The sequence below is a fragment of the Paraburkholderia sp. genome (assembly GCF_050742655.1).
Classification (GTDB): domain Bacteria; phylum Pseudomonadota; class Gammaproteobacteria; order Burkholderiales; family Burkholderiaceae; genus Paraburkholderia.
The window spans coordinates 144,930-157,161 of record NZ_JBOIGG010000012.1; the positions used below are offsets into that span (position 1 = coordinate 144,930).

Annotated in this window: 10 protein-coding genes; 9 read left to right on the top strand and 1 reads right to left on the bottom strand. The window is 65.7% G+C overall.

Features of this window, described 5'->3' with window-relative positions:
* Window positions 1-30 precede the first annotated feature (30 nt).
* The 7 genes from ACREXZ_RS18400 (at window position 31) to ACREXZ_RS18430 (ending at window position 6,618) form a co-directional block, all read left to right on the top strand.
* Window positions 31-693 carry a response regulator gene (locus ACREXZ_RS18400; RefSeq protein ID WP_431765538.1) on the top strand — a complete coding sequence of 221 codons (663 nt, stop codon included), beginning with the start codon at window positions 31-33 and terminating at the stop codon, window positions 691-693.
* A 4-nt stretch (window positions 694-697) separates the two neighbouring features.
* The gene (locus ACREXZ_RS18405; protein ID WP_431765539.1) at window positions 698-1,999 is read left to right on the top strand and encodes an ATP-binding protein; all 1,302 of its coding nucleotides are present in this window, start codon (window positions 698-700) and stop codon (window positions 1,997-1,999) included.
* Window positions 2,000-2,171: 172 nt separating this feature from the next.
* Entirely contained in the window at window positions 2,172-3,668 is a 1,497-nt protein-coding gene (locus tag ACREXZ_RS18410; RefSeq protein ID WP_431765601.1) for a DegQ family serine endoprotease, read from the top strand.
* A 277-nt stretch (window positions 3,669-3,945) separates the two neighbouring features.
* The gene (locus tag ACREXZ_RS18415) at window positions 3,946-4,461 is read left to right on the top strand and encodes a carboxypeptidase-like regulatory domain-containing protein (protein ID WP_431765540.1); all 516 of its coding nucleotides are present in this window, start codon (window positions 3,946-3,948) and stop codon (window positions 4,459-4,461) included.
* Window positions 4,462-4,628: 167 nt separating this feature from the next.
* Window positions 4,629-5,057, top strand: coding sequence for a DUF427 domain-containing protein (locus ACREXZ_RS18420; RefSeq protein ID WP_431765541.1), 429 nt, complete (start codon window positions 4,629-4,631; stop codon window positions 5,055-5,057).
* 32 nt (window positions 5,058-5,089) lie between these two features.
* Window positions 5,090-5,860 carry a CoxG family protein gene (locus ACREXZ_RS18425; protein WP_431765542.1) on the top strand — a complete coding sequence of 257 codons (771 nt, stop codon included), beginning with the start codon at window positions 5,090-5,092 and terminating at the stop codon, window positions 5,858-5,860.
* Between the two features lie 125 nt (window positions 5,861-5,985).
* Window positions 5,986-6,618: a cysteine hydrolase family protein gene (locus ACREXZ_RS18430; RefSeq protein ID WP_431765543.1), complete on the top strand. Its 633-nt coding sequence runs from the start codon at window positions 5,986-5,988 to the stop codon at window positions 6,616-6,618.
* A 20-nt stretch (window positions 6,619-6,638) separates the two neighbouring features.
* Here the strand turns inward: ACREXZ_RS18430 and ACREXZ_RS18435 are convergent, their stop codons facing one another.
* Window positions 6,639-7,322: a TetR family transcriptional regulator gene (locus ACREXZ_RS18435; protein ID WP_431765544.1), complete on the bottom strand. Its 684-nt coding sequence runs from the start codon at window positions 7,320-7,322 to the stop codon at window positions 6,639-6,641.
* A 424-nt stretch (window positions 7,323-7,746) separates the two neighbouring features.
* Here ACREXZ_RS18435 and ACREXZ_RS18440 point away from each other — a divergent pair, with 424 nt between their 5' ends.
* Both ACREXZ_RS18440 and ACREXZ_RS18445 read left to right on the top strand, forming a co-directional pair.
* Complete coding sequence (locus ACREXZ_RS18440; RefSeq protein ID WP_431765545.1) at window positions 7,747-9,003, top strand: efflux RND transporter periplasmic adaptor subunit; 1,257 nt, start codon at window positions 7,747-7,749, stop codon at window positions 9,001-9,003.
* Between the two features lie 18 nt (window positions 9,004-9,021).
* Window positions 9,022-12,222, top strand: coding sequence for an efflux RND transporter permease subunit (locus tag ACREXZ_RS18445; RefSeq protein WP_431765546.1), 3,201 nt, complete (start codon window positions 9,022-9,024; stop codon window positions 12,220-12,222).
* Window positions 12,223-12,232 lie beyond the last annotated feature (10 nt).

The following is a 12,232-nucleotide window of genomic DNA, read 5'->3' on the forward strand; positions in this document are numbered from 1 at the left end:
ACATCCGCAACGATATGGAACCTGCGTGCCATGCGCATACTGCTTGTCGAAGACGACCGGATGATTGCCGAGGGCGTGCGCAAGGCGCTGCGCGGCGAGGGCTTCGCGGTCGACTGGGTGCAGGACGGCGAAGCCGCGTTGAGCGCCGCGTCCGGCGAACCTTACGATCTGCTGCTGCTCGATCTCGGCCTGCCGAAGCGCGACGGCCTCGACGTGCTGCGCACGTTGCGCGCACGCGGCCATGCGTTGCCGGTGCTGATCGTCACCGCGCGCGATGCGGTCGCCGATCGCGTGAAGGGCCTCGACGCCGGCGCCGACGACTACCTCGTCAAGCCGTTTGATCTCGACGAACTCGGCGCGCGGATGCGTGCGCTGATCCGCCGGCAGTCGGGCCGCAGCGAGTCGATCGTCCGCTACGGCGCGCTGACGCTCGATCCGGCCGGCCATCAGGTGACGCTCGACGGGGCGCCCGTTGCGCTGTCCGCCCGCGAATTCGCACTGCTCGAAGCGCTGCTCGCGCGGCCGGGCGCGGTGCTGTCGAAGAGCCAGCTCGAAGAAAAAATGTATGGCTGGGGCGAAGAGATCGGCAGTAATACCGTCGAGGTCTACATCCATGCGCTGCGCAAGAAGCTCGGCGCCGATCTGATCCGCAACGTGCGCGGCCTCGGCTACATGATCGCGAAGGAAACCTGAGCCGATGCGTTCGATTCGTCGTCAATTGCTGTTCTGGCTGCTTGCCATTGTGATGTTCGGTCTGGGTGTCGCGGGGTGGCTCATCTACCGTCAGGCGCTCGCCGAAGCCAACGAACTGTTCGACTACCAGTTGCAGGAGATCGCAGCTGCGCTGCCCGCGGAACCGTTCTCGCAGATTCTCAGTTCGCGCGATACCGGCGACGAGGGCATCGTGCTGCAGATCTGGAATCGCAACGGCGTGTTGATGTACTACTCGCATCCGCGTGCGCCGCTCGCGCCGCGCGCGGAACTGGGTTTCTCGACCGAGCGCACTGAGCGCGGCGACTGGCGCGTGTACGGCGCGATCGTTGGCGACAACGTCGTGCAGCTCGCGCAGCCCGTGTCGGTGCGCAACCGGCTCGCGGCGAACGTCGCGCTGCGTACGCTGTGGCCGCTGATCGTGCTGCTGCCGTTGCTCGGCGTCGCGGTGTGGGGTGTCGTCGGACGCGGGCTTGCGCCATTGCGTCGCGTCGCAGGCGCGCTCGATACGCGGCATCCCGAAGCGCTCGATCCGTTGCCCGATGCGCGGCTGCCGCTCGAAGTGCAACCGCTCGTGCGCGCGCTCAATGCGTTGCTTGAGCGGCTCGCCACGGCACTCGACACGCAGAAGGCCTTCGTCGCCGATGCCGCGCACGAACTGCGCACGCCGCTCGCAGCCGTGCAGATCCAGTCGCAACTGGTCGCGCGTGCACGCGACGACGTGACGCGCAGCGAAGCGCTCGTCGATCTGCAGTCCGGCATCACGCGTGCGACACGTCTCGCCGAGCAACTGCTCGCACTCGCGCGCGCGGAACCGGACGGGCCGGTCAACGCGAAAGCGGTCGATCTGCATGCGCTGCTCGACGAATGCGTGACGACGTATGTGCCGCTCGCGCAGCAGCGCAACGTCGATCTCGGCATCGAAGGCAGTGAGCCCGCGACGGTGATCGCCGATGCGCAGACGCTGCGCGTGATGCTCAACAATCTGCTCGACAACGCAACCAAGTACACGCCGCGGGGCGGACGTGTCGATGTGAGTCTGAAGGTCGAGGAAGGGCATCCGGTGGTGCGCATCGCGGACAGCGGACCGGGCATTCCGGTCGACGAGCGCGAGCGCGTGTTCGACCGCTTCTATCGCGTCGGGTCCGGTGCAACGAGGGAGCGCACGGACGTTGCGGGCAGCGGCCTCGGCCTCGCGATCGTGCGACGCATCGCGATGCAGCAGCGCGCGTCGGTGACGCTCGGCGAATCGCCTGCGGGTGGTCTGCTCGTGGCGGTGCGTTTCTGAACGAGAGAGCGCGCGTCAAACGCCCATCGCAAGCCTATCGACAGCTACGCGAAAACGCTCGAAAGCAGGCTCATTTCCGCTTCGTAACCTGTTTAAGACTCCTTTAAGCGACACCACGTAGTCTTCGCTTCATCGAAAAAGCAATCCTTTGCAGGAGCAAACGATGAATGCGATAAAAGCGAAATCCCTGTCCCGTGGCGCTGTTGCCGTGGCGGTCGCCGTGGCGCTCTCCGCCGGCTATGTCGCCGGCCACCGCAACGTGCCCGCGCCGCAGGTCATCTCGCCGGCGCAGGCCGCGATGATGCCCGCCGAAGCCGCGGCGAAAACCGGCATTCCCGATTTCTCCGGCCTCGTCGAAACGTATGGTCCGGCAGTGGTCAACATCAGCGCGAAGCACGTCGTGAAGCAGGTGTCGCAGCGCAGCGGCGCACAGCAATTGCCGATCGATCCGAGCGATCCGTTCTATCAGTTCTACCGCCACTTCTTCGGCAGCATGCCGGGCATGCAGGGCGGCGACAGCGGCGATCAATCCGATCAACCGAGCGCGAGCCTCGGCTCCGGCTTCATCGTCAGCAGCGACGGCTACATCCTGACCAACGCGCACGTCGTCGACGGCGCGAACGTCGTCACCGTGAAGCTCACCGACAAGCGCGAGTACCGCGCGAAAGTGGTCGGCGCCGACAAGCAGTCGGACGTCGCGGTGCTGAAGATCGATGCGACCAATCTGCCCATCGTGAAGATCGGCGATCCGCGCCTGAGCAAGGTCGGCCAGTGGGTCGTCGCGATCGGTTCGCCGTACGGTTTCGACAACACGGTGACGTCGGGCATCATCAGCGCGAAATCGCGCTCGCTGCCGAACGAGAACTACACGCCGTTCATCCAGACCGACGTGCCGGTGAATCCGGGTAACTCGGGCGGTCCGCTGTTCAACCTGCAAGGCGAAGTGATCGGCATCAACTCGATGATCTACTCGCAGACGGGTGGCTTCCAGGGTCTGTCGTTCGCGATTCCGATCAACGAGGCGATCAAGGTCAAGGACGAACTCGTGAAGACGGGCCACGTGAGCCGCGGCCGTCTTGGCGTCGCCGTGCAGTCGATGAACCAGACGCTCGCGAACTCGTTCGGCATGAAGACGCCGCAAGGTGCGCTCGTCAGCTCCGTCGATGCATCCGGTCCGGCCGCGAAGGCGGGTCTGCAACCGGGCGACGTGATCCTGTCGGTGAACGGCACGCCGGTGACCGACTCGTCGGATCTGCCGTCGCAGGTCGCGGGGCTGAAGCCGGGTAGCACGGCGACCGTGCAGGTGTGGCGCGACAAGGCGACGAAGGACATGAAAGTGACGATCGGTTCACTGTCGGATGAGAAGACCGCATCGGCTGATAGCGACCCGACCGCGCAGATGCAAGGCCGTCTCGGCGTCGCGGTGCGGGCGCTGACGCCGCAGGAAAAGAGCAGCGCGTCGCTGTCCCACGGTCTGCTGGTGCAGCAGGCCGGCGGTCCGGCCGCGAACGCCGGCATCCAGCCGGGCGACGTGATTCTCGCGGTCAACGGCCGTCCGGTGACGAGCGTCGATCAGTTGAAGCAGATGATCTCGCAGGCGGGCAACAGCATCGCGCTGCTGATCCAGCGCGACGACGCCCAGATCTTCGTGCCGGTCGATCTCGGCTGACCGGACGCACGAAGGCCGCGGCCCGGCAGGTAAATTTTCTGCGGCCGCGGCGGTTCTTACCGGATGGGTACGGTCTGTCGTGCCGCCCGGTCCGCCCACCGGTTTCTTCCGGTAATGCCGCGGCGGATGCGGAAAGCGCAGTGCAGCATCGCGTCGGGCACGGCGGTTGCAATCCATCGGTTTCCAGTTGTTTTCGAACGGACCTTGATCCGGCTTCATGGGCTTTACGGGTTTCACACGCAAGCCGGACCCATCGACCTGAAGAAGGAGCGAAGCGATGAACCAGCAGAACACTCAACGGGGCAGGACGCGCGGCAAGCTCGCCGCAGGCGCGATGGCAGCGCTGCTGACGCTTGGTATGGGCGTGGCGGGCGGCGCGTATGCGCAGGCGAGTGACGTCGCCGGCGGCACGACCTCCGATCAGACCAGCGCCGGCAATACGAACGGCGGCGGTCTGCCGCAGGTGCAGCATCAGGGGGACGTGGCGTACACGTCCGGCGGCGTCGGGCAAGACGAATCGAAGGCGCTGCAGCGTGCGCAGAGCCACTGGCCGCTGTCGCTGCGCTTCACCGGTCCCGGCTCCGATTTCCTCGCCGACGTGCGCGTGCGGGTCGTCGATGCGCACGACGACCAGGTGCTCGCCGCGACGTCGCGTGGGCCGTACATGCTGGTCCGGCTGAGCCCGGGACGCTACACGGTGCATGCGGCGTACGAGGGCCACGACCAGACGAGAGCGGTGACGGTGCCGGCCAAGGGCACCGCGAGGGCGGACTTCTCCTGGCATACACAGTGAGGGTTTGACCGGTCCTGGCGGGCTGCGCAAAGCTGCGCAATCGACAGGACTTTCGCCGATAATGAAGCCACGGGTGACCCCCGTGGCTTTTTTTATCCAGGCTGTTGCGGCGAGGCGTTCGCGGCGGCGGCCGGCGCCGGTTTTCAACCGCTTCCCGGAGCACCCTCATGAGCGACGCCCCGACCTCCGACGACCGGTCCTGCGGGACGCCCGCCGGCAGCCCGTGCGGGGCCGACGCCGGCACGGGCGCCGGGCATCGCATCGAGATCGCGCCGAACCGGCGGCGCGTGCGCGTGATCCACTTCGGCGTCACGGTCGCCGACACGCAGGTCGCGCTGACGGTGAGCGAAACCGGCCTGCCCGACGTGGTCTATTTCCCGCGCGCCGACGTCAACATGGCACGGCTCGAGCGTTCGGCTCACACGTCGCACTGTCCGCACAAAGGCGACGCCTCCTACTTCCATCTGCGCACCGAGAACGGCATCGTCGAAAACGCCGTCTGGAGCTACGAGACCCCGTTCGAGGCGGTCCAGCAGATCAAGGGGTATCTGGCGTTTTACGCATCGCGCGTCGACCGCATCGATCAGACATCCTGATTCGGCGGCGTGCGTTCATCGGGGAGCTGGTCATGGAACTGAACGACGCGTTGAGGATTCCACTCGCGCTGGCCGACGTCCGCGATGCGCTGCAAGACCTCGCGCTGCTGCGCGCGAGTCTCGACAACTGCGAGTCGTTCGAGCGCCTCGCGCACGGCGAATACGCGCTTACGCTGACCGTGCCGCTCGGCCCGCTGCGCGCGCGCTACGCGGTGCGCGCCCATGTTGCCGGCACCGATACCGCGTCGTCCGGGGTGTCCCAGCGCACGCTGAACTTCAAGGCGCGCACCGATGCCATCGGTGCGCTGCGCGGGCAGATCGGCGTGACGCTGCGCGCGGACGGCGAGGCGACGACCGGGACGACCGCGACGAACGGTCAGCAGCCCGGCACACGGATCGACTACTCGGTATGGGCGGCGTTGACGGGGCCGCTTGCCGAACTGCCGCCCCGGCAGATTGAAAACGCGCTGCACGAACTGGCCGACGATTTTTTCACCGAGTTCTGCGCGGTCGTGCAGGCGAAGCACGGCCAGGGGCCGAACCGCGCGCGCGGCACGGGGAATCGTCGCCAGCACGTGTTCCTGCGGCCGATCGGTTTCGGCAGCGCCGTGCGCCGCGCGCGGTCGCGCGAACCGGGTGCGCCGCACGGCCCGCGCGCGGCGGGCACGCTGCTCGGCACGCGTGCGTCGCAGAGCGTCTCGCATCGCGACGATCCGCACAGCGTGCCGATGTGGGCGTGGGCCGCGATGATCTTCTTCGTCGCGCTGCTGCTGTATGGGGCGCACTGGTTCGCGCAGGGCTGAGCGGCGAACGCGCCGCGAATATCAAATCGGCTATGGTTACCGCGCGGGCGGAACGCGAACAATTCGTTCATTATTCCGTGGCGCCGCGTTGCGCCCTTTACCCCTGCCGATGAGGAATCCCTGCGATGGCCAGCCCCCAGCGCGCGTTGATCGTGATCGACGTGCAGAACGAATACGTGACCGGCAACCTGCTGATCGAATACCCCGACGTGCAGACGTCGCTCGCGAATATCGGTCGGGCGATCGATGCGGCGCGCGCAGTCGGCGTGCCGGTCGTGCTCGTGCAGAACCTCGCGCCTGAGACGTCGCCGCTGTTCGCGCGCGGTAGCGTCGGCGCTGAACTGCATCCGGTCGTCGCGTCGCGCGAGCATGACCACCTCGTGACGAAGACGGTGCCGAGCGCCTGGACCGAAACCGATCTGGCCGACTGGCTGGCCGCACGCCACGTCGACACGCTGACCGTGGTTGGCTACATGACGCACAACTGCGACGCGTCGACGATCAACCATGCGCTGCATGCGGGCCTGACCGTCGAGTTCCTGAAGGACGCGACCGGCAGCGTGCCGTACGAAAACAGCGCGGGGTTCGCGAGCGCGGAAGATATTCACCGCGTGTTCAGCGTCGTCCTGCAGTCGCGCTTCGCGGCGGTTGCGACGACGGACGAATGGATCGCCGCGCTGCGGGCCGGCGTGCCGCTCGAACGCGGTTCGATCTTCGCGTCGAACCAGAAGGCGCGCGCGACACTCGCCGCGAAATGAGCCTGCGACAAAGCGTCGCGTTATCGGGGGAGCGGGGCGGGTGGTGGCGGCGCTTCATTCGCCGCTGCGCCACCCGTGCGTAACGCGGGGCTGAGGCGCAACGCGTCGAACATCGCATCGACGAGTTGCTGCGCGTGCCGGCCGTAGTCGGTGGCTTCGGGCAGCATCAGCATGTCGCGCAGCGAACCGCCGACGAACGCATGCAGCAGCGTCGCCGCGCGTGTCGTGTCCAGATCGGACGGCAACTGGCCCTTCGAGATCGCATTGCGCAGGCCGCCCGAGATACTGACGAGCGCATCGCGCATGTTGTTCTGATAGCGCGCCATCACCGGGCCCATTTCCTCGACGAACTCGCACTTCAGAAACAGGATGTCGAATACGCGCCGGCGCCGCGGATCGTTCGCGGTGTCGCGCAGACACATCGTGCAGATTTCGACCAGCCGTCCGAGCGGATCGGCTTCCTGCGGATCGAGCGACGCGGCTTGCAGTTCGTCGAGCGGCAGCAGCACACGGTCGAACATTTCGGTGAACAGCTCACCCTTGTTGGCGAAATGCCAGTAGATCGCCCCGCGCGTAACGCCGGCCGCCTGCGCGATGTCGGCGAGCGACGTGCGCGATACGCCCTTCTCGAAGAAGACCTGTTCCGCGGCATCGAGGATGCTGGCGCGGGTCTCCAGTGCCTCTTCCTTGGTTCGTCGGACCATGTCGTTTGACCTGCGATGGCTACGGGATTTCCCTGATGCTTTTAAGCGCGGCCCGTGACAATCCGCTCGCTTCTAAAGCGAATAACGAACGATCGTGCTGCGACAGCCTGATGGGGGGAAGCCACCATCTTTTACATGCATTCGTGAATGTATCTATAATAGCACCTGATCGATCGGATAGCCCAAGCAGTGACGAGCAGTTAATATGCGTCACTGTTACCTTTAAAAATGCTTACACTCGTGGTCCGCAAGGCTGCGCAGTACGGCATTCCCCGGTTTAGCACGCGTCGTGACGGGTGTCCCCGGTACCCGTGGGCATCCGGGTTATCCGGTCAGGCGTCGCGAGACGTGTGCGTGCGCCGTCGTCCCCGGGTGTCGGGACGTGCGCACTTTTTCATTCCCAGTCATTGACAGAGGTCGCTCCATGCGCGTCGAACGGGTTCCATTCCGCTTAATTACTGCCGCGACGGCTGCCATCCTGCTGGCGGCATGCGGACCAAAACAATCGGCACCGCCGCAACAAACGCCGGAAGTCGGCGTCGTCACCGTGCAACCCACCTCCGTGCCGGTCACGACCGAGCTGCCGGGCCGCACCAACGCATTCCTCGTCGCGCAGGTGCGCGCGCGGGTCGACGGCATCGTGCTGCGCCGGGAATTCACCGAAGGCTCGCAGGTCAAGGCCGGCCAGCGTCTGTACAAGATCGATCCGGCGCCGTACATCGCCGCGCTGAATAACGCGAAGGCGACGCTTGCGAACGCAGACGCCAACCTCAAGACGACCACCGCGCAGGCCGCCCGCTTCAAGGTACTGGTCGCGGGGAACGCGGTCAGCAAGCAGGACTACGACAACGCGGTCGCATCGCGTGACCAGGCCGCTGCGAACGTGCAGGCCGGCAAGGCCGCGGTCGATACCGCGCAGATCAATCTCGGCTACACCGACGTGATTTCGCCGATCAGCGGCCAGGTCGGCATTTCGCAGGTCACGCCGGGTGCGTACGTGCAGGCGAGTGCCGCGACGCTGATGTCGACGGTGCAGCAGCTCGATCCGGTCTACGTCGACCTCACGCAGTCGAGCCTCGAAGGTCTCAAGTTCCGTCGCGACGTGCAGGAAGGCCGTCTGAAGACGAGCGGTCCCAACGCTGCGAAGGTCACGCTGATCCTCGAGGACGGCCGTGCGTATCCGCTGCCCGGCAAGCTGCAGTTCTCCGACGTGACCGTCGACCAGACCACCGGCTCGGTGACGGTGCGGGCGATTTTCCCGAACCCGGACCGCGTGCTGCTGCCGGGCATGTTCGTGCGCGCGCGCATCGAGGAAGGCGTCAACGACAACGCATACATCGTTCCGCAGATCGGCGTCACGCACGACCAGAAGGGTCAGGCGACGGCGCTCGTCGTGAACGCGGACAACAAGGTCGAGTTGCGTCCGCTGGTGACGTCGGCAACGCAAGGGACCAACTGGATCGTCGAGAGCGGCCTGAATCCGGGCGACCGCGTGATCGTTCAAGGCACCGAGAAAGTCCATCCGGGCGCGCCGGCGAAGGCCGTGCCTGCCCAGTTGCCCGCCGCGTCTGCTTCCGGCACGGCGGCCGCGGGCGTCCCAGCAGCGAGCGGCGCGCAGGCTGCGCCGGCTGCATCGGGCGCGCAACCGGCGCAAGCCGCCTCGGCCGCATCGGGCGCGTAATAACAGGGAGCCTGTTTCATGGCAAAGTTCTTTATCGATCGCCCGATTTTTGCGTGGGTGATCGCCATTATTCTGATGCTGGCGGGTATCGCGTCGATCTTCACGTTGCCGATCGCGCAATACCCGACCATTGCGCCGCCGTCGGTGCAGATCAGCGCGACGTACCCGGGCGCATCGGCGAAGACGGTGGAAAACACCGTCACGCAGGTGATCGAGCAGCAGATGAGCGGTCTCGATCACTTGCTGTACCTGTCGTCGACTTCTGACGACTCCGGTACGGCAACCATCACGCTGACGTTCGCGGCCGGCACCAACCCCGACATCGCGCAGGTGCAGGTGCAGAACAAGCTGCAGCTCGCGACGCCGCTGTTGCCGCAGGTCGTGCAGCAGCTCGGCACGAAGGTCACGAAGTCGAGCGCCAGCTTCCTGCTGGTGATGGCGTTCGTGTCCGAAGACGGCAGCATGAGCAAGTACGACCTGGCGAACTACGTCGCGTCGAACGTCGAAGACCCGGTCAGCCGGATCGACGGTGTGGGGACGGTGACGCTGTTCGGCACGCAGTACGCGATGCGGGTCTGGCTCGACGCGAACAAGCTGAATAACTACAGTCTGACGCCGGTCGACGTCGTGAACGCGCTGCAGGCGCAGAACGTTCAGGTCGCGGGCGGCCAGCTGGGCGGCACGCCGGCGGTCAGTGGTCAGGCGCTGCAGGCGACGATCACCGAAGCGACGCTGCTGCAAACCCCCGAGCAGTTCGGCAACGTGCTGCTGAAGGTGAACCAGGACGGCTCGCGCGTGCGCATCCGCGACGTGGCGCGCATCGAACTCGGCGGCGAAAACTACAACGTCGACACGAAGTACAACGGCGCGCCGACGGCAGGCTTCGGTATCCAGCTTGCGACCGGCGCGAACGCGCTCGCGACGGCGAAGGCCGTGCGCGCGAAGATCGACGATCTGTCAAAGTACTTCCCGCACGGTCTCGTCGTGAAGTATCCGTACGACACGACGCCGTTCGTGAGGCTGTCGATCGAGGAAGTGGTGAAGACGCTGCTGGAAGGTATCGTCCTCGTGTTCCTCGTGATGTACCTGTTCCTGCAGAACCTGCGTGCCACGCTGATCCCGACCATCGCGGTGCCGGTCGTGCTGCTCGGCACGTTCGCGATCATGTCGGCGGTCGGCTTCTCGATCAACGTGCTGTCGATGTTCGGTCTCGTGCTCGCGATCGGCCTGCTGGTGGACGATGCGATCGTGGTGGTCGAGAACGTCGAGCGGGTGATGGCCGAAGAGGGGTTATCTCCCAAGGAGGCGACCCGCAAGGCAATGGACCAGATCACCGGCGCGCTGATCGGCGTGGCGCTGGTGCTGTCGGCGGTGTTCGTGCCGGTCGCGTTCTCGGGTGGTTCGGTGGGCGCGATCTACCGGCAGTTCTCGCTGACGATCGTCGCGGCGATGGTGCTGTCCGTGCTGGTCGCGTTGATTCTGACGCCGGCGCTGTGCGCGACGATCCTGAAGCCGATTCCGGCGGGCCATCACGAAGAGAAGAAGGGTTTCTTCGGCTGGTTCAACCGGGTGTTCGACAGGAGCCGCGACAAGTACCACAGTGGCGTGCACCACGTGATCAAGCGCTCGGGCCGCTGGCTCGTCATCTATCTGGTGGTGATCGTCGCGGTGGGGATGCTGTTCGTGCGGCTGCCGAAGTCGTTCCTGCCGGATGAAGACCAGGGCACGATGTTCGTGCTCGTGCAGACGCCGGCCGGTTCGACGCAGGAAACCACCGCTCGCTCGCTCGAGGCGGTCTCGGATTATCTGCTGAAGGACGAGAAGGGCATCGTCGAGTCGGTGTTCACGGTGAACGGCTTCAGCTTCGCGGGTCGTGGCCAGAACTCGGGGCTCGTGTTCGTGCGGATGAAGGACTACGCCGAACGTCAGCACGCGAACCAGAAGGTTCAGGCGCTGGTCGGCCGGATGTTCATGCACTTCGCGTCGTACAAGGACGCGATGATCTTCCCGGTCAACCCGCCGTCGATCCCGGAACTCGGTACCGCGTCGGGCTTCGACTTCGAGCTGCAGGACCGCGCCGGTGTCGGCCACGAGGCGCTGATGGCCGCGCGTAACCAGCTGCTCGGGATGGCTGCGAAAGATCCGACGCTCGCGCTCGTGCGTCCGAACGGCCTGAACGACACGCCGCAGTTCAAGGTCGACATCGACCGCGAAAAGGCGCTGGCGCTCGGCGTGTCGGCATCGGCGATCGACCAGACGTTCTCGATCGGCTGGGCGTCACAGTACGTGAACAACTTCCTCGACGTCGACAACCGGATCAAGAAGGTTTACGTGCAGGCCGACGCGCCGTTCCGGATGACGCCGACCGACCTGGACATCTGGTACGTGCGCAACGGGGCGGGCGGGATGGTGCCGTTCAGCGCGTTCGCGACCGGTCACTGGACCTACGGCTCGCCGAAGCTCGAACGCTACAACGGTATTTCCGCAGTGGAAATCCAGGGGGCGGCGGGCGCGGGCAAGAGTACCGGCCAGGCGATGACGGCGATTGAATCGATCGCGAAGAAGCTGCCCGCGGGCATCGGCTACGAATGGACGGGTCTGTCGTTCCAGGAACGCCAGTCCGGTTCGCAGGCGCCGATCCTGTACGGCATCTCGATCCTCGTCGTGTTCCTGTGTCTCGCGGCGCTGTATGAGAGCTGGTCGATTCCGTTCGCGGTGATCATGGTGGTGCCGCTCGGTGTGCTGGGCGCGCTGCTCGCCGTGACGCTGCGCGGCCTGGAGAATGACGTGTTCTTCCAGGTCGGTCTGTTGACCACGGTGGGGCTATCGGCGAAGAACGCGATTCTGATCGTCGAGTTCGCGCGCGAACTGCAGGAGGGCCAGGGCATGGGCCCGGTCGAAGCCGCGCTCGAAGCCGCGCGTCTGCGGCTGCGTCCGATCCTGATGACGTCGCTCGCATTCATTCTCGGCGTGCTGCCGCTCGCGATCAGCAACGGTGCGGGTTCGGCGAGCCAGCACGCGATCGGTACCGGCGTCATCGGCGGGATGTTGACGGCGACCTTCCTCGCGATCTTCATGATCCCGATGTTCTTCGTCGTGATCCGCGCGAAGTTTGCCGGCGACAAGGAAGATCCGGATGCCGCGCTCGAGCACTATAACGAGCACCACCCGCACGATCCGTCAGGCGGCGATCAGGGCGGCAAGGGCTCGGCCAGCTAAGGACATTGAG